The following is a 22,233-nucleotide window of genomic DNA, read 5'->3' as shown; positions in this document are numbered from 1 at the left end:
TAAAATAAAAAAATGGCAGCTAAAATCTTAGCTGCCATCATTATTTATAAATCAAATCGAATTCTATTTTTTGATCGTTTTAATCGTTTGTTTAGAACCATCTTTCAATTCAAGTGTAATCAGATACATTCCTGAATTCAATTCTCCTAACTGAAGAACCGAAGTAGGGTTCGCAATTGTTTTTACTAATCTTCCTGCCACATCAGAAACAGAAACAGATTTCACTTTAGAAACATCAGAAATGTTCAGCACATCTGCAAATGGATTAGGATAAACTTTAATCGTATTCTTAGCATTAGCTACTTCTGAAGTTCCCAGACTCGGATCCAGCATATAGCTGATATCATCTATAAGAACACTATTGGCAGGAGTTCCTGTATGTTTAAATACAAGCTTGTTAACACCAGCCGGCACTCCCGTAATACTAAGTTGGTAATCATCAGCAACCGTTACACTTGTAGAAGTATACGTTCCCAATACTACAAAAGTTGAAGTATTAGCAGGATCTGTTAAATAACCGATCTGAACAACTCCTCCGGCAGTATAATTTGCTCTTGCCTTAAATTTAAGGATGTAGTTATTAGACTGTAGATTTGCAATTTCAGGAGTCGCTAACATTCCTGTACTTGAGCCACTTGTATAAAGGTACAATGCATTAGCCCCACTGATTATAGCACCAGTATTTGCACTCGTATAAGCCATTACTTTCGCATAACTAACGGTAGAACCTATACTTGTCCAGCATGGAGGAAGACTTCCTTCCGCTGTTGAATCAAAGTTTTCAGTCAATGTTTGTGATGTAATACAAGCAGTTGTAAATGTTGCCAATTGAGACCATGCACTTTTATCTGAAGAACTACATACTGAACGCACCCAAACATAATATACGGTAGCTGCAGTAAGATTATTTAAATCAGCCGTAACCGTAGTACTCGTTCCCGATGCAGGAGTAGTAGCAGTTGGAGCCGTGTTAGAAGTAGAATAATAATACTCATAACCACCGGCAGGTACAGTAGCAGGAGCAGTCCATGAAATCGTTGCCGTAGTAGCCGCTACATTCGATACTACTAATGCAGAAGGCTCAGCACAAGTCGGTGTAGCATCAATAACGATATTATCTACGTACAATCTGTTCATATCAGCATCTGAGTATGCATTAAATCCAAAATAATACACTCCGGAAGCTGCAGGAACAAAATCTACAGTTGCAGAAATTGGTGTAGTACCATTGGTTACATTAGGGTAATCTGCTAATACGTTAGTCATTGAAGCACTGGATTCAGCAGTACCATAAGCTACTTTCAGTTTTTCAGGATATGTAGTACCACTTGCATTTCCATAGATGTATTTTATTCTGTAAGATACTCCCCCTGTAAGGTTAATACCTTGTGTATAAAACCATGCGTTAGCCGCATTTGAACTATTGTAAGTGTAGTTAAGAACCTTAGTATTGAACCCTCCTCCCGCAGAAGAATAGGTTGTCCAGTTATTACCATTCCCTGCATTTTCAATAGAAGTACAAGCTGGCAATGCAGGAGTCGATACACTTTCGAAATTCTGAGAGTAAGGAATGTTGGTTGGTCCACAAATCGTAGAGAAACTTCTTTCTGTACAAGATGACGACGTACTTGTTGGGCTGTAGGAATTTACAGTATAATAATAAGTACTGCTTAATGCTAATGGAGTAGTAAATGTATATGTAGTCACATTTCCTAAATCCAGATTATTCAGGATATCTGTTCCACCTGGTGTAGTTCCTACAGTAAGTTTATATCCTGTAGCAGAATTTACCGCACCCCATGTAATGGTAGGAGTTAATGGCTGTCCGATAGCCCCTGCAGATGGTGCAGATACAGTCGGGCAAACTACTGCGCGTGTTGTGAAAGAAGTACTTGTACATCCGGTTGCCGATCCAATGTTATTTTTCGGAATTACTGTTACATAATACAACGTTGAATAATTCAGCGCTGAAGTATTTGGAATGGTATAGCTGGTTACTGCACCCACATCAAGACCATTCACAACATCAGTTCCCCCAGCTGTTGTTCCGATATTTAATGTATACCCTGTTGCAAAGGCGGCAGAAGCCCAGGTAATAGTTGGTGTTACCGAGATTCCTGTTGCTGCATCGGCAGGAGCTGAAATCTGAGTACATGAAGGCGCATTCGTTAAGGTCTGAGCTAGCTGAACATCATCAAACCCCATATAGAAGTCTCCGGTAGATGTACTTGTGCTTTTCAGTCTGAACTTAAAGCTTGCCCCTGTTGGAATTGTTCCCGCAGGAATTGTTCCTGAAACGGTCGTACATGGAATCGGGGTTCCATTAGGACTATCAAGAACCACAGGCGCTAGGATATCAACCCATGTCGTCCCTCCATCTACAGAGTAATCCGCAGCTACACTTCCGCTAACGGCACCTGAAGTACTATACCCTTTCGCAAGGTATTTGAAAGAATACGTAAGCGCAGTTGCATTAGAAGTTGTGGAAGAATAGGTCAAATTCCAACCTGTGTAGGTAGATCCATAAATATTCTTATAGACCGCTTTGCTCCCGACACAGGCCGTACCCGCACTTGTCCCATACCCTCCTGGTGTGGAACTCGTCCCTGATCCGGTCGTTGTACTGGCCCATCCTGAAGGCAAACTTGAGCCTTCGAACCCCTCATTAACTAAAATCTGTGCAGATGCCCCTATACCAAGAGCCATCATACACGTGAGTAGAAGTTTTTTCATATATGGTAGAAAATTTAAATTGGACGGTAAATGTAAATAATATTTCAATTAAATTCAATAAAAACTTAAAATCGTTATTAAATAAGATACCTTTTAACCAATTTTATTAAACAAAACCAAACAATCATTTAATTTTATTTAAAAACTCAACAAATATTGAATTAAATTAAACTACTAACAATCAATTAATTACAAATTTAATTTTGAAGCCACTCATTGTTAAAATACACTTGAGATACCACAGAAAAAAATATTAACTTTTTTTAAACTATTTTTAAATATTAAATTAAATACCACAAAAAAAGCGGTCAAAAACCGCTTTTTTTAATCTTTTAATTTAAATAAAATTCATATTTATTGAGCAACTGGATCTCTTTAATGAGGTCCCCATTCAGATCAACGGAATGTTTCATGGACTGTACTTCAATCTGCGAATCATCTTCAATATCTTTAATATAAAATTTAAACTTCTGATCTCCGCGGTTCCTATCCAGCACATTTCTGAAAAATTCCAGATCCTCAGGTCTGAAATCCATAACATCCATAACCAGAGAGATGCTTTTCGCAAATCTTTCAAATGCTTCCTGAAGTTCGATCACGTCATTTACATTAACAAAAACACGTCCGTCCTTCACCTGGGCGAATTTTATTTTAAAAATAACAAAACGCTGGACTTCCAGCTTTTCCTTTAGCTTCATATAATCTCTATCCCCTAATCTGAATGAATATGATCCTGAATAATCCTCAAGGGTAACGAAAGCTACTTTTTCACCACTCCTGAAACCATCCTGAACCCTGTATTCAGTAATCAGACCGGCCACAGTATATTCTTTTCCGCCACCTCCATTTTCTCTTTCCTTCTGTAAGGTTTTCCAGTCTTTTTTCTTTTCCTCAAATAGCTCTTCCTGCTTATTAGCGAAGGCTTGTTCTTTATATGCATCCACCTCATCAAGGTTCAGGAATAAAAAGTTACCTTTTGGCTCTGCCTTTTTAACCACCTCTTCAATAATTTCTTCTCCTCCCAAAATCTCATCAGAAACAATCTCCGTTAAATCAACGGTTTCTTCCTGAGAATCTGCTTCAAGAATAGGGGCTTCATCTACAACCGCTTTATTATGTTCATCTTTTTCCAGAACAGATTTCTTTGAAAGGCTTCCCTGTATAAACTGGAACTGATATTTAAATTCATCCAAGGGATGCGCGGAAAGATAGAAGCCAATGATTTCTTTTTCTTTGTTCAGCTTGTGCATATTCGGCCATTCCGGACAAGGTGCTAATTTAGGCTGTTCAATCTGAACCTCTTCCGCAAAATCCGCGAAAAGGGAATTTTCCATTTCATTCTTTCCTTCCTGAAAGCTCTGTCCATATCTTATCAAACGCTCCAGGTTTGTTTTGCCCGCGGCATCAATGTCAAAATACTGTCCCCTGTGAAACGTGTCCAATTCGTCAAATGCACCGGCCAAAACCAAACTTTCAGCCACTCTCTTGTTCATCTGTGAAGGTAAAATCCTTTCAAAGAAATCATAAATGTTCTTGAATCTTCCGTTTTCTCTTTCACGCGTTATGGCCTCACTAGGTCCCTCCCCGATTCCTTTGATCGCTCCCAACCCGAAGCGGATCTGTCCTTTTTCGTTTACTGAGAATTTATATTGAGATTCATTAACGTCAGGACCTAATACATCAACTCCCATACTTTTACAATCCTCCATGAACATAGTAATGGAGTCTGTATTGTTAATGTTATTACTCATAACACTCGCCATATACTCTGCCGGATAATTGGCTTTCAGATAAGCAGTCTGATAAGCAATAAATGCATAGCATGTTGAGTGAGATTTGTTGAAGGCATATTCCGCAAAGGCTTTCCAGTCATTCCAGATTTTCTCCAGCCTTTCTTCGTTCAGGTTATTTTTTCTACCCCCTTCAATGAACTTAGGATACATTTTATTAAGAACGTCGATCTGTTTCTTACCCATCGCTTTTCTCAAAGTATCCGCTTCACCTTTTGTAAAATTAGCCAGCTTCTGGGACAAAAGCATTACCTGCTCCTGATACACGGTGATCCCGTATGTTTCCTTTAAATATTCTTCTGTTTCCGGTAAGTCATACACAATCTCTTCTATTCCGTGCTTTCTGTTAATGAAGTTTGGAATGTATTTGATTGGCCCCGGACGATATAAGGCATTCATGGCAATAAGGTCGGCAAAAACCGTCGGCTTAAGCTCCCTCATATATTTTTGCATTCCGGGACTTTCATATTGGAAAATCCCTACCGTTCTTCCTTCCTTAAATAATTGATAGGTCTTAGCATCATCAAGCGGAATAAGATCCGGATCAATATCTACATTATAACGAGCCTTTACAAGCTTCAATGCATCCTTAATAATGGTTAGAGTTCTCAGCCCAAGGAAGTCCATCTTCAAAAGACCGGCACTTTCCGCTACCGAGTTATCGAACTGAGACACCAAAATATCAGCATCTTTGGCCGCAATTGTTATAGGAACCAGATTACTTACATCTTCCGGAGTGATAATCACCCCGCAGGCATGAATACCTGTATTCCTGATACAACCCTCCATCTTTTTCGCACTCGCAAGTACATTGTGACGGGCATCATCAGGACTTTGAAGAACATATCTCATTTCATCAACAAGCATCTGCTCTTCCGGTTTCAATTTATCATATTTCGCCAGAGCTTTGGCAATATTCATTCCTGGTGTGGAAGGAATAAGCTTGGCTATATTATTCGTATCAGGGATCGGAACATCCAATACCCTCCCGGCATCCTTAATCGCAGATTTTCCACCCAGCACAGAATAGGTGATAATCTGAGCCACCTGGCTTTGTCCGTATTTTTCGATTACCCATTTGATCACCCTATCCCTTCCTTCGTCATCAAAGTCAATATCAATATCAGGCATGGATACCCTTTCAGGATTCAGGAATCTCTCAAATAGGAGATCATATTTAATAGGGTCTACGTTAGTAATCCCAATACAATAAGCAACTGCCGATCCGGCAGCCGAACCCCTTCCGGGTCCTACCCAAACTCCCATTTTACGGGCTTCATTACAAAAATCCTGTACAATAAGGAAGTATCCCGGATAACCGGTATTGGCAATTACTTCAAGTTCGAAATCGAGACGTTCCTTAATTTCATCCGTAATACCCGTATCCACATACCTTCTTTTTGCCCCTTCATAAGTAAGGTGGGTAAGATAAGCCATCTCACCTCTTTTTCCTCCATCTACTTCATCTTCTGCATGGATAAATTCTTCCGGAATATCAAATTTAGGAAGCAATACATCCCTTTTTAATGTATACGGACTGAATTTGGCAAAAAATTCTTCATAAGCCTCAAAAGCATCAGGATAAGCCAGAAACGCTTCTTTTACCTCATCGGAATTTTTGATATAATATTCACCCGTCGCAAGACCTCTTCTCTTACCAAATCCTTTTCCTACAGGTGTTGAAAGCTTTTCACCATCTTTGATACAGCTTACGATATCCTGAATATTGGCATCATCTTTATTGGTATAAAAAGTCTCGTTCTGAGCTAATATTTTAACATTATATTTATCTGCCAGATACAACAGCACTTCATTCAAATGCTCTTCCTCTGGAAGTTTGTGATTCTGAAGCTGAACGTAGAAATCATCTTCAAAGGTATCTTTCCACCACTTAAACAATTCTTCCCCTTTCTGCTCACCCGTGTTCAGGATCGCGCTTGGAATGTCTCCCAAAATCCCTGAAGTCAGAGCAATCAGTCCTTCCTTATACTCTGCAATCAGTTCCCTGCTTATCCTTGGAACCCCAAAGTAAAATCCTTTAAGGAAACCAATACTTGAAAGTTTTGCCAGGTTCTTATATCCGTTAAAATCCTTAGCCAGCAGAACCACCTGCGTCCGTCTGTCCGGATCATCTTTTGTAAATTGTTTCTGTTCATAACGATCGGAGATATAAAATTCACATCCCACAACTGGTATCAACGGGTCAGAGACAGGCTCTTCTTCATTAAAATCCAATCCCTGCTCTTCAGCCTCCTGCTTCTTTGCAAGATATTCCTTATGTTTTTTCGATCTGTCTGAATTGGTAGCTTCTACGGCGGAAACAAATTTAAATGCCCCCATCATATTTCCCAGGTCAACCATTCCTACAGCAGGAAAATTATCCTCCGTGGCTTTATTGATCAGGTCAGAAATACTTGATGTAGCCGATAATGTTGAAAATACACTGTGATTATCGAAATGGAAATACTTACCAAGATCAATTTCTTCAATACTTCCAAAATCAGATTGTTTTTTCTTGTTATGGAAATCCGCAACCTGCCTTCTGATTACGATATCAAACGGCTTGATAGGATCCGGATGTAAGGTTTTAAAATAAGCAAGCTGATCTTCTGAAATCTTCAACACATCAGAAGGAATTACTCCTATTCTCATCATTTCAAAGAAAACCTGAGCAGTAGCATTTACGTCGGCAGCTGCATTGTGGGCTTCATCAAACTTATTCCCGTATAATTTTTCATAGAGTTCTTCAAGTTTCGGAGGCTTAAATCTACCACCTCTTCCACCCCCAAGCTCACAAAAATTCGTTCCCAGAATCATCGTGTCTGCTTTAGGTTTTTCCTGAAGAATGTCCTTTATATTTTTTCTGAAAAGCTCAGCTCCTACAATATTGTAATCAAACTCTACATTGTGTCCGGAAACAACCCTTACTTTTTCTAAGACTGTAGAAAACTCTTTAAGAATCTCTTCAAGGTCTCTACCTTCTTCATTGGCAATCTTCGTCGTAATTCCGTGAATACGGGCTGCATTAAAGGGAATATCGTATCCCTCAGGCTTTATAATATAATCCTGATTTTCAATCAGCGATCCGTCATCATCATGTAACTGCCATGCAATCTGCACCATTCTTGGCCAGTTATCGGAATCTGAAAGTGGAGCATTGAAATTCTTTGGTAACCCTGTTGTTTCTGTGTCAAAAACTAAATACATGTATTTTCTAGCTTTTTAATTAAAAAAGAGAATGTAAAGTTACTCCAATTTTTTTTGATCTGAATGAGTTTTTATCCATAAACGTCAATTCTGCCGATATAAATAATCCATAAAATAAGATAGCGCCTTACTTAATATAGATAATACCCAGGGCAGAAAAATTAAAAAGAAAAATAGATGATCACAAAATACTAACAGTTGTTCGTGTTTTGTTTTTTTATGTATATTTGCTTCCTATGGAAAATACACTTCACGAGAAAGTTTCTCAGGATATTTTACTTAAAGCTTATACCCATATGATGCTTGCCAAAGCCATGGCAGACATCTACGAAGAAAACAGAAATGTTTGTAAATATGTTCATAGTACTTCAAGAGGTCATGAAGCAATCCAGCTGGCTACCGCATATCAGTTAAAAAAAGAAGACTGGGTTTCTCCCTATTACAGAGATGAAAGTATTCTTTTGGGGATAGGATTTGAGCCGTATCAATTGATGTTGCAGCTATTGGCAAAAGCAGAAGACCCTTTTTCAGGAGGAAGATCTTACTACTCCCATCCGTCCAGCAGGGATGAAAAAATGCCAAAGATCATTCACCAGAGCTCAGCAACAGGAATGCAAACCATCCCGACTACTGGTGTAGCACAGGGAATAAAATATATTCAGGATTTTAATTTACAGAATTTTGAAAACAACCCGGTTGTTGTGTGCAGCCTGGGTGATAATTCGGTCACTGAAGGTGAAGTAAGCGAAGCATTACAGTTTGCTGCCTTACATCAGCTTCCGATCATCTTCCTTGTTCAGGATAATGAATGGGGAATTTCTGTAACCAAGGAAGAAGCACGGACTTGCGATGCTTATGATTTCGTTGCAGGATTTACAGGTCTCAGCAGAATGAGAGTAGACGGAACCGACTTTGCGGAAAGTTTCGAAGTGATGAAAAAAGCTGTAGACTTTGTAAGGACCGAAAGAAAACCATTAGTGGTTTGTGCAAAAACGGTACTTATCGGACACCATACATCAGGCGTGCGAAGAGAGTTCTACAGGGATGATGAAGATCTTGAAAAGCACAGAGCTAAAGATCCGGGAGAGATCCTGAGAAAACAATTACTGGAAACAGGAGTCGATGAAGAATTACTGAAACAGATCACGAAGAAGGCAAGGCTTGAAGTTGAAGAAGCTTTTGACAGAGCTCAAAAAGCAGAAGACCCGAAACCGGAAACCGTAATGCAGCATATCTTTGCTCCTACTCCAATTACCGAAGAAGTAGGAACCCGTGAACCGGCAGGTGGAGAAAAAATCGTAATGGTAGACGCTGCCATTCATGCAATTCAGGAACTGATGTGGAAACATCCTGAAGCATTGCTTTACGGTCAGGACGTAGGAGAGAGAATCGGTGGTGTTTTCCGTGAGACGGTTACATTAGGTAAAAAGTTCGGAAGCAAAAGAGTATTCAATACGGCAATCCAGGAAGCTTATATTATTGGATCTACTGCAGGAATGAGTGCTGTAGGCCTTAAGCCGATTGTAGAAGTTCAGTTTGCAGATTACATTTATCCGGGTATCAACCAGCTGATCACTGAGATTTCAAAATCAAATTATTTAAGCAACGGAAAATTTCCGGTTAGTAATATCATCCGTGTTCCGATTGGGGCTTACGGCGGTGGCGGACCTTACCACAGCGGTAGTGTTGAAAGTATTTTAGCCAATATTAAAGGGATTAAAATTGCGTACCCGAGTAATGCAGCGGATTTCAAAGGTTTATTAAAAGCGGCTTATTATGATCCGAATCCGGTCATCATGCTCGAGCACAAAGGTTTATACTGGAGTAAAGTGCCGGGAACCGAAGATGCTAAAACAATTGAACCAGCAGAAGACTATGTACTTCCTTTTGGTAAAGGGAAAGTTATTATTGAAGCCGATAAGGATGAAACATCCAAAGGAAGAACGCTATTGGTGGTAACCTATGGTATGGGAGTTTACTGGGCGAAAGAAGCGGCGAAAAATTTCAACGGTAGAATTGAAGTGATCGACCTGAGGACATTAATCCCTCTTGATGAAGAACTTGTTTTTGATAGGGTAAAAGCCCATGGAAAATGTATTGTTCTTACAGAAGAACAAATCAATAATTCATTTGCTGAAGCTTTTGCGCACAGAATTTCCAAAAATTGTTTTAAATACCTTGATGCACCTGTAGAAACAATGGGCTCTCTGAATACCCCGGCAGTGCCTATCAATCTGATCCTGGAAAAAGAAATGCTTCCTAATGCCGAAAAGCTCACGAAGAAAATAGAAGAAATGTTACAATATTAAATTTTATCTATAAAACACAACCTCTAATTATTTAGAGGTTTTTTTATGCTCTTTTTTTACTAATTTTAAAAAAGTATTTGTTTCCATTATATACTTGAATACAGATGATTAAAATTAAAAAACCACAAAAGAAGCTTATGATCGGTGCAGAATAAAGTCCATAACCTTTTTTTATGGTATTTATTTTGCTAAACAAAATCTTTATAAAAACACATCTCCTTCTATGATCACAACAAAATATTTCAACTATAAACAAATATTTAATCTTGCAGGTTCTCATTTAATATGGCTTACCGCATGGTGTACCCTTGTAGCAGCAATTTATTATTTCTTCAACTGGCAATGGATGATCATTCCTTGGGTACCGCTGGCATTAATCGGAACGGCAGAAGCTTTTTACGTAGGATTTAAGAATAACCAGGCTTACGACAGATTATGGGAAGCCAGAAAAATCTGGGGTGCTATTGTCAACTCAAGCCGTTCTTTTGCGGCAATGCTTTATGCTTTTGAAACCGAAGATGCTGATCATACCAATCTCGAGGAAAGGAGAAAAACAATTGCCTACCGCCACATAGCATGGTTATATACTTTCCGCGAACAGCTCCTTGCTCCAACCGAATGGGAACACATCAGTCTTAAAAAACATTTCGGCGCCATCAATATCAGACGTCACAGATTGATGAAAGCAGGATTTCCTGATTATGGGAGAACACCTATTTTTTTACATAAATATCTTTCTGCTGAGGAATTTGCCCTCCAAGCGGATTACAAAAACTTTGCAACCTTTCTAATTTCAAAACAGGCAAAAGAAATCAACGAACTGAAAAACGACCATACCATTTCAGATTTCAATCAAATGCAGTTACAAAGCTGTCTCAATCAGTTTTATGATTTTCAGGGACAGGCTGAAAGAATTAAAAAATTCCCTTCACCACGACAATTTGCAAGTACAGCATTCGTTTTCAATGTTATCTTTATTATGCTGCTCCCTCTTGGTCTTGTGAATGAGTTCGCAAAGTTGGGTGACTGGGGAATATGGACAAGCATCCCATTCTGCGTAATAGTGGGATGGATCTACATCGTAATGGAACTTGTAGGAGATTATTCTGAAAACCCTTTTGGAGGACTCATGTTCGATATTCCTATGTTATCCATCTGCAGAACAATAGAAATTGATGTCCTTCAGATCATGGGAGAAGAAGATCTTCCGGAGCCAATCGCATCAAAGAACGGCGTCCTTGTTTAGCAAATCTTTTTAAAGAATAATAGCCGTAGTATTCTTCACCTCAGAGATCATAAAAGAACTGTGAGTGCTTGCGATATGTTGTAAAGTTGTCAGTTTTGTTAACATGAAATTTCTGTAATCAGCTATGTCCTGTACACAGATTTTAAGAATATAGTCATAATCGCCGCTTACATGAAAACATTCTGTAACCTCATGCAGATTCATCACTTCCTTCTCAAACTGAAGAACATATTCCTTTTTATGCTGGGTAAGTTTAACGTGGCATAAAACCATAAAATCCTTCTGGATCTTATGCTTATCCAATATCGCTACATATTTTGAAATGACCCCTGTATTTTCAAGCTTGCGTACTCGTTCATATATCGCTGTAACCGATAAACCAAGCTTATAAGACAGCTCTTTAGTGGTTTGTTTCGAATCTTCCTGCAAAAACAACAGCAGTTTCTTATCTGTTTCATCAAAGACCATAGATTTTTTTTTGGAAAAAAGTTATTTCACACAAATATAATAAACATATTTTCTACAATAATCCAATTTTATAGATTTATCCTCTAATATTTATCAAAACCATTGTAATAAAACTTAAAATAACTCAAATTTAAAAACAAAAACAATGGAAGATTTCAACGCAGCAAACGAAATACAGGACTTACAATACTTTGGAGAATTTGGCGGAGTAAATCCTTCAATTTCTGACAGTTCAACCTACACTTTTCTTTCAGCTAAGACAATGTTCGATACATTCGAAGGAAATGCAGAAGGTTGCTATCTATACTCCAGACATTCATCTCCAATGAACCTTTATCTGGCTCAGGCTTTAGCCAAATTGGAAAACACGGAAGCCGCCAATGTTACCGCATCAGGAATGGGAGCAATTACATCCGTACTTTTACAGGTTTGTAAAAGTGGTGACCATATTATTTCCAGCAGAACAATTTATGGAGGAACCTATGCATTTCTGAAAAACTTCCTTCCTCCTTTTAATATCGAAACCACTTTTCTGGATATCAATAATATTGAATGGATCGAAAAGTCGATACAGCCCAACACCAAAGTTATTTATTGTGAAAGTGTAAGCAACCCACTTCTGGAAGTTGCAGATCTTAGAAAACTTTCTCAAATATGTAAAAAACACAATCTTAAGCTGATCGTTGATAATACATTCTCCCCTCTTTCAATTTCTCCGACTTTATTGGGGGCTGATATTGTAATTCATAGTTTAACAAAATTCATCAACGGAAGCAGTGATACCGTGGGAGGCGTTTATTGCGGATCACAGGAGTTTATCAACGATACCAAAAACGTAAATAACGGAGCTTGTATGCTATTGGGACCAACAATGGACAGTTTCCGTTCGGCCAGTATTCTAAAAAATCTGAGAACACTTCACATCCGGATGAAGCAGCATAGCTATAACGCACAATATCTTGCTGAAAAATTCGAGCAGGATGGATTAAAAGTTTCCTATCCTGGATTGCCTTCTCATAAAAATCATGAACTCATGAAAAGCATGATGCATGAAGAGTACGGATTCGGAGGCTTGATGACTTTAGATGCAGGTACAACAGAAAAAGCCAATGAGCTGATGGAACTGATGCAACAGGAAAATTTAGGATATCTTGCTGTAAGTCTCGGCTTTTATAAAACATTATTCTCTTGCTCAGGCAGCTCAACATCATCTGAAATCCCTGAAGAGGAAAGAATTGCAATGGGAATATCTGACGGATTGATCAGATTCTCAATAGGTCTTGATCACGACATTGAAAGAACCTATCAAAAAATGAAAGAATGCATGGTAAAAACAGGCGTTCTCCACCATGAAAACACATCCATATACTAATCAATCATTGTAATAAATGCTGTTGAATTTCAACAGCATTTATTTTTTATGATAATGTTTTGGAAACGCATCTTCGGGTTTCATCCTGAACACATTGAGTAAAATCCATGATTTCAGAAATCCGTATCCATAAGAAAACATCTGAACATACGTAGAAATCACAGCCATACCGGCAATGCTAATATTCTTGGTAACCCATAAAGCGTGAAAGAAAACCAGAAAAGTATATAATCCATAAAAAGCAAGAATAATCCCTCTTCCCATTACAAAGTACTCTATAAAACCAAGAATATATCCTAATAAGAAAAGGCTGGGAAAAGCGAAGGAAATCTTCACATAATTCGGATGCCGCTGATTCAGAATAGGCCTTGCACAGCCAAACTGAAATACCTGTTTGGAAAATTTCCCAAAATCTACCCTGCGCTTATGATACACTGCAATATTATCGAAGAAAGCCGTAGTAAAGCCGTTTTCCCACAATGTCATAGACAGATCCGGATCCTCCCCGATTCTCATTTCAGAAAATCCTCCAACTTTATCGAAAACCTCTTTTTTCACTCCCATATTAAAGCTACGAGGCTGAAATTTAGAAACGGATTTCTTACTGCCACGAATCCCTCCGGTAGTAAACACGGAAGTCATAGAATAGGAAATCGCCTTTTGCATCAGATTAAATCCTTTATGAGCCTTATCTGCACCTCCAAATGCATCACAGGGAATTTCCAGAATATCTTTCTTAATATTTTCTATATAATCATTTTCCACAATCACATCACTATCCACAAAAACAAGCCAATCATTTTCAGCTCGCTGAGCTCCGTAATTTCTTGACAAACCAGGTCCTGAATTATCTTTCCTGAAATACCTGATCGAAAGGATGTCATCAAAATTTTTAATCGTGGGTTTAAGATCAATCATAGAACCATCATCCACAATAATAATTTCAAACTCCCTGTCTGTTTGTTGAGTCAGAGAGTTCAGCAGCTCGAAAAGCTCATCTTTCCGGTTGAAAATAGCGATAACGATGGAAATAGTAGGTTTCAAATTGAAAATTTGTCAAAATTAACCATTCATAAAAGAATTCGCAAACAGTTTAACAGGTATTCACCTAAATTAACACCAATATGGTAGAACAGATTTTTATTACAAAAGAAGAGGTCATTACAGCAATTTTTCGATGAGTGTGCATGAAATTTTAAACAAAGTAAATTGACATTTTAAACAAATTACCAGATTCCTGTACGCTATACCTTTGTCATATCAATTAAAAATAAAAACATGATACAAGACAAAAATGTACAAAGTCCGATCCATTCCGGTTTCAATGCACAATCAACAAGCTGGGATGTTATTAAAGGAATTGATCTTACTGGAAAAACGGTTATTATTACCGGTGGATATGCAGGAATCGGCCTTGAGACTACGAAAACTCTGGTTTCGGCAGGTGCGCAAGTCATCGTTCCTGCCAGGGATATTGAAAAAGCAAGGAAAAACCTGTCAGGAGTTCAAAACATTGAATTTGAATTACTGGACCTTATGGATCCTCAATCCATTGATGCCTTTGCAGAAAAATTTATTGCTTCAGGAAAAAAATTGGATCTCCTGATCAATAATGCCGGAATTATGTGGGTTCCGCTCCGCAGAGATAGCCGCGGAATCGAATCACAGCTCGCCACCAATTACCTGGGACAATTCCACCTTACCGCCAGATTATGGCCTGCCCTAAAAAAAGCTAACGGAGCCAGAGTAATCAGTGTTTCATCTTATGGACACCAGATGGCGCCATTTAATTTTGAAGATCCTAATTTTGAGCATCGGGAATATCAAACCCTACTCGGATATGGCCAGTCAAAAACAGCATGCAATCTTTTCGCTGTAGAGCTTGACGCAAGAGGAAAGGCATTTAATGTAAGGGCTTATTCCGTCCATCCGGGTTCTGTATACGGAACTGATTTAGGAAGAGAAGAACCCATAGACCTGTTCAAGCAAATAGGTACCCATGACGAGGATGGAAACATAAAACCTGAAGTGGAAGCCAGATTAAAAACCATTCCCCAGGGAGCAGCAACAACAGTATGGTGCGCCACAAGCCCTCTTCTCCATGACATCGGAGGAGTGTATTGTGAAAACTGCGATATTGCAGAGATAGACCACGGACAAATTGAGCACCGGTTTGATGACCCTGCCACTATACGAGGAGTACAATCTTATTCTCTGGATAAACAAAATGCTGAACATCTCTGGAAACTTAGCGAAGAAATGGTTGGAATTCCATTCAATATAGGATAAATATACTTTGAAAATGAATAATTTTGTTATTGAAAACTAGAAGCAATGGATTTTCACATCAAATACATCACACCGGATATTAAGCTTTCTTCCTATGAAGATAAATTATTTAAAACTGAAACTGTTTTTGAATATCATATGCTGGTGTGGTTTATTTCCGGGGAAACGAAGATCATCCAGGCCGATCGCTCTTATCATTTTACATCGGGAGACATTTTTCTTATTCCGAGGAACCAATTGGCAACAATTATTAATTATCCTAAAGACGGCCGCCCCCATAAAGCAGTAGTAATGCATCTTACGACAGACCGTTTAAAGCAGTTTTATTCAAATATGGATATCCAGGATTCTGTAATCCGGAAAGAACCTGAAATCTTCAGTTTCAGCAATCATCCTTTATTACAAAGTTGCCTTGCCTCATTAATACCCTATTTTGAGATGACCCAAACTTTCCCGGAACATATCGCATCACTGAAAATCATGGAATCAATCAGTATTCTACGGGAAATTAATCCGGAAATTGACACTGTTTTAGCTGATTTTGAGGAACCCGGAAAAATCAATCTCGTTGATTTTATGGAGAAAAATTATATGTTCAATATGCCTTTGGAACGATTTGGTTACCTTACAGGAAGAAGTTTGTCCACTTTCAACCGGGATTTCCGAAAAACATTTCAAACCACACCTCAGCGGTGGCTTACCCGTAAAAGACTTGAATTAGCTCATTACCACCTTGCTGAAAAACATAAGAAACCATCAGATATATTTATGGAAGTAGGCTTTGAGGATTTATCCCACTTCTCCTATGCATTCAAAAAGCAATATGGCTACGCTCCATCCATGATCAGATAAAAATAAAAAGGACAGACTCCATGTTGAAATCTGTCCTTTTACATGTAAATTACCGGATTATAATTTTACCAACTTCCATTTTTGTGCATTTCCTGTATTTGCCGTCCAGATCTGAATTTTTGTTCCGTTAGCTGAAGAACCATTATTCACATCCAGATTAAAGCCTGATGCGTGAGCAGGTGACAAAGTATAATAATCATTTCCTACGGATGTTATTTTCCATTTCTGTGCGTTGGTTCCATTATCAGTATAGATTTGCACCTGGGTTCCGTTTGTTGTCCCGGAATTGGATACATCTAAAGATTTTGTGGGTGCATTCAAAGGTTGGAGCTTATAATACCCTCCTCCCACGTCAGTAATTTTCCATTTTTGTGCCGTATTGCCATTGGATGCCCATAGCTGAACTTTTGTTCCATCTGTAGTACCTGCATTCAAAACATCCAGCATGCTTGTTCCATTGGTCGCAGAAACCAATTGATAAGTGGCCCCCGAAGTAATTCCTGTCGTAGGTGTTGTTGTCCCGTCTCCATACACTGTATTTTGCCCATACAATATACTTGTAGCATTGGTAAAATAAGAGGCGATATTGGTAGCTCCAAGATCATAATATAAAAATACGCCATATCCGTCATCTTTGGTTCTCTGTGCAAAATTTGAAACCGTAGAAGTACTTGTATAGCTGGAAGTTGAAGAGTTTACATTGACAGCCGCAGCCCCTTTATGAGCGCTATCAAGGCCTGGGATATTAGGTGCTGAGTATGTACTGTAATAAGGGTTCCATGCATAATCTACCTTTGACCCAACAGTGACCCCATTATAGGAAAGGTTGCTTGCAGAAGGTCCGATATTGTAAAAAGAAATAATTTTATCAGGAAGTAAGTCTCTAAGCGCCGTTACAAGGTATACAAATGAAGACTGATTAGCCTGCCCTGTTCCATTGGCACCATAATTTGCATATTCATCATCAAAATCAATTCCGTCTAATCCGTACGTATTTACAGCATCAGCCAGTTCCTGGGCAAAAGCCTGTGCAGCAGCCTGGCTGGGAAAGTTAGCAAATCCTGCTCCCTGATGATTTCCCAGAATGGATAACATTACTTTAATACCCTTTTCCTGCAAAGGTTTTATATAGGTATTTTTATTGCTGAGCACGTTGGTTACCTGAGGATTAAAATACAAATAAGCCTTTTGGGTTGTCGTATTATAATTGATGTTGGCGGCAAAAATAATTGCCACATCAAAAAGTTGTCTTCCGTCTGCCAATTTATATTTACCAACTTCCCTGATATCATTGTTGTTGACCTCAACATACATTACAGAAAGTGGATTCTTACCAAAAGCAGCCACTTTAGAGGTTAAACTACTCTTTGCTGATAAGGAATTATCCTGTGACGTTACTGAATCATCCAAAGGATCGGAATTACATGATATAACGCTGAAAACACCTATCAACAGAATAAGTAGGGATAGTAAGCTAATTTTTTTCATAATAAAAGTATTTAACTGTTTATTACGAATCTAAAATAAACCTTAACAATTAATTAATAATAAATTATCAAAATCACCTATTATTTTATCAATGAAAATACAAAACAGCTATTAATATAAAATCAAACTACATTAAAACGTTTTAAAGTTGATAATAGAAGAGGGAAATTGAGCTTGTTATAAAAATAATCCGGATTTAAAATAGAGGAATAATACCGATGCACTAGAAAAAAGAATCAGAGAAACGCAGAAAAAAATCATGGAAAACAAACTTCTGAAATAAAATACAGTCAGAATATGCATAACAAAACAACATAAAGAAGCGATGAAAATACCAATTAGAATACCGACGAATAATGTTTGAAAAGGATATTGAACGGGTAATGGTTCTTTAAAAATAAAAAATAATAATACAGAGCCTGTAAAGATTAGGCCAGCACTTGTCCACTCAAGTTTATACTTTGAGCTTTTAATTTTCTTAGATTTCTGTTCCTTTCTCCAGGATGGACTATCTAATAAATTCAGGAGATCAAAAACGGCTTCGATTGCATCAAAAATATTCCAAGACACGCAATAAATTTAAATCACTTTATAAAATCAAATATAGATCTTTAATTCCATAGAACTATGCTAATAAAATATTTTTGCAGATCAACATTCCTTATGATAAAATTTGTCATATTTGTCTTACAACATACAAGCCTACTATAATGAGAAAATATATCCTAACATTATTTATTTTAATATTTACCTTGACGACAATTCCCGGTCAAAATACTGAAACTTTAATGAAGGAAGGAGTAAAAAGTGATAGTATGTTCTGGGTAGCCTACAACAAATGCAATGTGAGTGAAATGATGCGTTTTATTCCTGCTGATGTTGAATTCTATCATGATAAGGGAGGAATAACAAAAGGGGACGAAGCATTAAAAATTACATTCCAGAAAAACCTTTGCGGAAATAAGGATTTCCATTTAAGGAGAGAAGCAATTGATAAGACTGTCAGGGTTTTCCCAATGAAAAAAGACGATAAGCTGTACGGTTTAATTATTTCCGGTGATCATTATTTCTACATCAATGAAACGGGTAAAAAAGAATTCAGGGATGGTTTGGCCAAGTTCACTGATCTTTGGATTTTAGAGAACGGAAAATGGAAAATGTCCAGGGTTTTAAGTTATGACCACGGCCCGGCACCATACCAAAATGAAAGAAAGGAAATACCGTTAAAGGATCAAATTCTGAAAACCTATCAAGGTAATTACAATAGCAGGAAAAACGGAATTATTAGCGTTGAACCCAAAAATTCCATCCTGAATCTGACTGTTGGAGGTAAAACGCTTTTACTTTATCCGGAAACAGAAAACAGATTCTTTACAAAAGAAAAGGATCTTGTGTTTGAATTTGTAAAAGAAAAAAATAAGATCATAAAAATGAATGTTTATGAAAACGGGAATCTTATCGAAGAAGATTATTTTACGAAATAAATAAAAAGCCTTCCAATAAGGAAGGCTTTATCTCATTTTATTGATTTTCCAGTTTATGTACCTTTTTAGTTCCCTCGTACATTTCGTATTGTAAAAATCTTGTCTCCAGTTTTCCGTTGAAGAGCTTAATCTTTCTGGAAGGACGAAGTCCTATTTTCTTTACCGCTTCAAGATCTGAAGAAATCAGCCAGGCTAAAGTATTCGGGTAATGGGTTTTAAAAGTATCTCCGATTTTCTTGTAAAACTCATCATCATTAATAGAGATTCTTTCATCATATGGTGGATTGAAAACCATTAATAAAGGGAAAAGTTCTTTTTTAGACTCAAAAAAGTTTTGCCTCTTAACTTCAATTACATCTTCCATTTCAGCCGACTCGATATTGGTACGGGCAGCGTTAAGCATTCTTCCGTCTATATCGTACCCTACAATTTTACCCTGAAATTCTTTCACTCTATTGATTCTGAATTCCTTGATCTTAGTAAAAAGATCATTATCATAATTGTTCCAGTTTTGGAATGCAAATCTTTTCCTGAAAATCTGTGCAGGAAGATCCATAGCAATCATTGCTGCTTCGATCAGAAGAGTTCCTGAGCCACACATCGGATCCAGAAAATTTCCTTTTCCGTCCCATCCGGCAAGCTGAAGCATTCCACTTGCCAATACCTCATTAATAGGTGCCTCACCCTGTTCTTTTCTGTATCCTCTTTTGAATAAAGGATCACCTGAAGAATCCAGAGAAATTGTTACTAACTCCCTGTCGATATGCAAATGGAACTTGATATCAGGACTTTTAGGCTCCACATTAGGGCGCTTTTTGAATTTTTCCTGAAAGTAATCCACAATAGCATCCTTCATTTTTAATGTAACAAATTGTGAATGCTTAAAGGTCTCTGAATTTACGGTAGCATCAATTGCAAATGATTGATCCACATCCATAAACTGCTCCCATTCCAGCTTAAAAAGCTTGTCATAAAACTGATGCTGATTAAAAGCCTTGAATTCAAAAACCGGTACCAGGATCTTCAATGCCGTTCTTGCCGAGTAATTGATTTTATAAAGAAAACCTAAATCTCCTTCACAGTTTACCGCGCGGTTTTTAACTTCAACATTTCGTCCTCCTAATTTTTTAATCTCTTCAGCTAAGATCTGTTCCAATCCGAAGAAAGTTTTTATCTGAATTTTTATATTTTCTATGTCCATAAATAGTTATTAAAAGATTTAATAATTTAAAAATTAAAAGATTAGCCTTCCAATATTTTGATTAATTGAATTTTTCAATCTTTCAATCTTAAAATACTTTTCCTTTTACCGCACAAATTTAGTTATTTTTGCATTATGGAATGGTTTGAATCTTGGTTTGATACCCCTTATTATCATTTACTTTATAGCAACAGGGACTATACGGAAGCTGAAAACTTTATTACAAAGCTTACTCAAAGTCTTCAGCTGCCGCCTTCTTCTAAAATTATTGACCTTGCCTGCGGAAAAGGAAGACATTCCGTATTCCTTAATAAATTGGGATATGATGTCTTGGGGCTTGATTTATCAAGACAAAGTATTGAGTTTGATAAGCAGTTTGAAAACCAAACCCTTATTTTCGATGTTCATGACATGCGAAACCCTATCGATGCAGATCCTGTGGATGCCGTTTTTAATCTTTTTACGAGTTTCGGATATTTTGACCAGGAAAGTGATGATAAAAAAGTTTTCCAATCCGTTTATTCTGTTTTAAAGCCTGGAGGCTATTTTGTTCTTGATTATCTGAACGAAGAGTACGTAAGAAGTAAAATTGTTCCGGAATCAGTCATCAACCGCGGTGATATCGATTTTAAAATCTGCAAAAAAATTGAAGGAAGACATATTATCAAAGACATCCGGTTTGAATCTAAAGGAAAGCCTTATCATTTTTTTGAGAAGGTAAAGCTACATACACTGGAAGAAATCAATTCCTACGCTTCAGAATGTGGCTTTGAACGGTTGAAAATCTGGGGTGATTATCAATTGAATAGCTTTAATAAAGAAACGTCACCACGCTGTATCAATTTATTTAAGAAAAAATCATGATCATAGTCCTTTTACTGATTTTAAGTGTAATCGCAGGAGTATTTCTTGGAAAGCATTTTGGTAAAAAAGAAAAACTGGCTAAAAATCTTTTGATTTTGAGTGCAGGGTTTCTTATTACCATCTGTTTGAACGAGGTTTTTCCACAGGTTTACACTTCAGAAAAAAGTAATATTATAGGTATTTTTGTAATTCTGGGTGTCTTATTACAAATGATTCTGGAAGCTTTAACCAAAGGGTTTGAGCATGGTCACTTTCATCATCATAACGATCATAATATACTTCCCGTTGCTTTAATGGCCGGATTGTTTGTCCATGCATTTATAGAAGGTATTCCTTTAGGAAATGAAAAAGAAGTATTATCACCCTATCTACTTGGTATCGTTTTTCATAACATTCCTATTTCATTTATTTTGGGAGCCTTTTTATTCAACAGAAAGGAGGGAGAGAAAAGATCACCGTATCCTACCTATATGATCATTGCATTATTTGCGCTCGCCTCTCCTATGGGAATGTTATTGGGAAATTATTTCAATCCGGAGTTACAGCCTTATTTTCTGGCAATTGTCGGAGGAATTTTCTTGCATATCTCATCAGTAATTATTTTTGAAAGTAATAAAAACCATAATATTGACTGGACGAAAATAGGTTTAGTAATCCTTGGTATATCACTTGCCCTGATCATGCACCTCTTCCATTCACATTCAGTGGTTTCCGGTCATTAGGAACAGCCCTATGTAAATCCGGCCTTAGTTGTATTTAAAAATCACTACAATTTAATTCATAAAACCCTGACTAGAGGAAACTTATAATTGGCAAGATAATTCCTTTTATAGAGAAAATTACGGAAAACAAACAATTAAAGTGTATAATACATCGCACAATCAAACAATTAGCTAATTCTTTTAATTATTCATAATTTTTATATCAAAT

Annotated in this window: 14 protein-coding genes; 8 read left to right on the top strand and 6 right to left on the bottom strand. The window is 37.4% G+C overall.

The window, feature by feature from the left end; genetic code table 11:
* Positions 1 to 63: 63 nt before the first annotated feature.
* On the bottom strand, positions 64 to 2,733 hold the full coding sequence (locus tag G9C87_RS01275) for a T9SS type A sorting domain-containing protein (protein ID WP_172277181.1): 2,670 nt from the start codon (positions 2,731 to 2,733) through the stop codon (positions 64 to 66).
* A 332-nt stretch (positions 2,734 to 3,065) separates the two neighbouring features.
* On the bottom strand, positions 3,066 to 7,730 hold the full coding sequence (dnaE, locus tag G9C87_RS01270; protein WP_172277178.1) for a DNA polymerase III subunit alpha: 4,665 nt from the start codon (positions 7,728 to 7,730) through the stop codon (positions 3,066 to 3,068).
* Between the two features lie 236 nt (positions 7,731 to 7,966).
* Between dnaE and G9C87_RS01265 the strand changes: the two genes are divergently transcribed.
* Together G9C87_RS01265 and G9C87_RS01260 are read left to right on the top strand one after the other, a co-directional pair.
* Entirely contained in the window at positions 7,967 to 10,039 is a 2,073-nt protein-coding gene (locus G9C87_RS01265; RefSeq protein ID WP_172277175.1) for a thiamine pyrophosphate-dependent enzyme, read from the top strand.
* A 223-nt stretch (positions 10,040 to 10,262) separates the two neighbouring features.
* Positions 10,263 to 11,285: a bestrophin family protein gene (locus G9C87_RS01260; RefSeq protein WP_172277172.1), complete on the top strand. Its 1,023-nt coding sequence runs from the start codon at positions 10,263 to 10,265 to the stop codon at positions 11,283 to 11,285.
* Positions 11,286 to 11,294: 9 nt separating this feature from the next.
* Here G9C87_RS01260 and G9C87_RS01255 read toward each other — a convergent pair whose 3' ends face one another.
* On the bottom strand, positions 11,295 to 11,753 hold the full coding sequence (locus G9C87_RS01255; protein WP_172277169.1) for an Lrp/AsnC family transcriptional regulator: 459 nt from the start codon (positions 11,751 to 11,753) through the stop codon (positions 11,295 to 11,297).
* A 145-nt stretch (positions 11,754 to 11,898) separates the two neighbouring features.
* Between G9C87_RS01255 and G9C87_RS01250 the strand changes: the two genes are divergently transcribed.
* Complete coding sequence (locus G9C87_RS01250; RefSeq protein WP_172277166.1) at positions 11,899 to 13,125, top strand: aminotransferase class I/II-fold pyridoxal phosphate-dependent enzyme; 1,227 nt, start codon at positions 11,899 to 11,901, stop codon at positions 13,123 to 13,125.
* A 39-nt stretch (positions 13,126 to 13,164) separates the two neighbouring features.
* On the opposite strand, the gene G9C87_RS01245 is transcribed toward G9C87_RS01250, so the two are convergent.
* A complete protein-coding gene (locus G9C87_RS01245) occupies positions 13,165 to 14,169 on the bottom strand; it encodes a glycosyltransferase (RefSeq protein WP_172277163.1) in 1,005 nt (334 codons plus the stop codon).
* 234 nt (positions 14,170 to 14,403) lie between these two features.
* Between G9C87_RS01245 and G9C87_RS01240 the strand changes: the two genes are divergently transcribed.
* On the top strand, positions 14,404 to 15,414 hold the full coding sequence (locus G9C87_RS01240) for an SDR family NAD(P)-dependent oxidoreductase (protein ID WP_172277160.1): 1,011 nt from the start codon (positions 14,404 to 14,406) through the stop codon (positions 15,412 to 15,414).
* Between the two features lie 45 nt (positions 15,415 to 15,459).
* Positions 15,460 to 16,266: a helix-turn-helix domain-containing protein gene (locus G9C87_RS01235; RefSeq protein ID WP_172277157.1), complete on the top strand. Its 807-nt coding sequence runs from the start codon at positions 15,460 to 15,462 to the stop codon at positions 16,264 to 16,266.
* A 57-nt stretch (positions 16,267 to 16,323) separates the two neighbouring features.
* Here G9C87_RS01235 and G9C87_RS01230 read toward each other — a convergent pair whose 3' ends face one another.
* Positions 16,324 to 17,754 (bottom strand): endo-beta-N-acetylglucosaminidase H, encoded by a 1,431-nt coding sequence (locus tag G9C87_RS01230; protein WP_172277154.1) that lies wholly within the window; start codon positions 17,752 to 17,754, stop codon positions 16,324 to 16,326.
* Between the two features lie 752 nt (positions 17,755 to 18,506).
* Between G9C87_RS01230 and G9C87_RS01225 the strand changes: the two genes are divergently transcribed.
* Positions 18,507 to 19,238, top strand: coding sequence for a nuclear transport factor 2 family protein (locus G9C87_RS01225; protein WP_228456927.1), 732 nt, complete (start codon positions 18,507 to 18,509; stop codon positions 19,236 to 19,238).
* A 37-nt stretch (positions 19,239 to 19,275) separates the two neighbouring features.
* Here G9C87_RS01225 and G9C87_RS01220 read toward each other — a convergent pair whose 3' ends face one another.
* Complete coding sequence (locus G9C87_RS01220; RefSeq protein ID WP_172277148.1) at positions 19,276 to 20,439, bottom strand: class I SAM-dependent RNA methyltransferase; 1,164 nt, start codon at positions 20,437 to 20,439, stop codon at positions 19,276 to 19,278.
* Positions 20,440 to 20,574: 135 nt separating this feature from the next.
* Between G9C87_RS01220 and G9C87_RS01215 the strand changes: the two genes are divergently transcribed.
* On the top strand, positions 20,575 to 21,303 hold the full coding sequence (locus tag G9C87_RS01215) for a class I SAM-dependent methyltransferase (protein WP_172277145.1): 729 nt from the start codon (positions 20,575 to 20,577) through the stop codon (positions 21,301 to 21,303).
* Positions 21,303 to 22,025 carry a ZIP family metal transporter gene (locus tag G9C87_RS01210; protein ID WP_172278314.1) on the top strand — a complete coding sequence of 241 codons (723 nt, stop codon included), beginning with the start codon at positions 21,303 to 21,305 and terminating at the stop codon, positions 22,023 to 22,025. Before G9C87_RS01215 ends, G9C87_RS01210 begins: the two co-directional genes overlap by 1 nt.
* Positions 22,026 to 22,233: the final 208 nt, after the last annotated feature.

Source organism: Chryseobacterium sp. LAM-KRS1 (genome assembly GCF_013184525.1).
Taxonomy (GTDB): Bacteria; Bacteroidota; Bacteroidia; order Flavobacteriales; family Weeksellaceae; genus Chryseobacterium; species Chryseobacterium proteolyticum.
The sequence above is the reverse complement of the archived record's forward strand: the minus strand, read 5'-3'. Positions and strand labels throughout refer to the sequence as shown.

Coding starts and splice junctions, on each gene's coding strand:
- G9C87_RS01275 (WP_172277181.1), bottom strand. CDS start 2,733: ATGAAAAAACTTCTACTCACGTGTATGATGGCTCTTGGTATAGGGGCA.
- dnaE (WP_172277178.1), bottom strand. CDS start 7,730: ATGTATTTAGTTTTTGACACAGAAACAACAGGGTTACCAAAGAATTTC.
- G9C87_RS01265 (WP_172277175.1), top strand. CDS start 7,967: ATGGAAAATACACTTCACGAGAAAGTTTCTCAGGATATTTTACTTAAA.
- G9C87_RS01260 (WP_172277172.1), top strand. CDS start 10,263: ATGATCACAACAAAATATTTCAACTATAAACAAATATTTAATCTTGCA.
- G9C87_RS01255 (WP_172277169.1), bottom strand. CDS start 11,753: ATGGTCTTTGATGAAACAGATAAGAAACTGCTGTTGTTTTTGCAGGAA.
- G9C87_RS01250 (WP_172277166.1), top strand. CDS start 11,899: ATGGAAGATTTCAACGCAGCAAACGAAATACAGGACTTACAATACTTT.
- G9C87_RS01240 (WP_172277160.1), top strand. CDS start 14,404: ATGATACAAGACAAAAATGTACAAAGTCCGATCCATTCCGGTTTCAAT.
- G9C87_RS01235 (WP_172277157.1), top strand. CDS start 15,460: ATGGATTTTCACATCAAATACATCACACCGGATATTAAGCTTTCTTCC.
- G9C87_RS01230 (WP_172277154.1), bottom strand. CDS start 17,754: ATGAAAAAAATTAGCTTACTATCCCTACTTATTCTGTTGATAGGTGTT.
- G9C87_RS01220 (WP_172277148.1), bottom strand. CDS start 20,439: ATGGACATAGAAAATATAAAAATTCAGATAAAAACTTTCTTCGGATTG.
- G9C87_RS01215 (WP_172277145.1), top strand. CDS start 20,575: ATGGAATGGTTTGAATCTTGGTTTGATACCCCTTATTATCATTTACTT.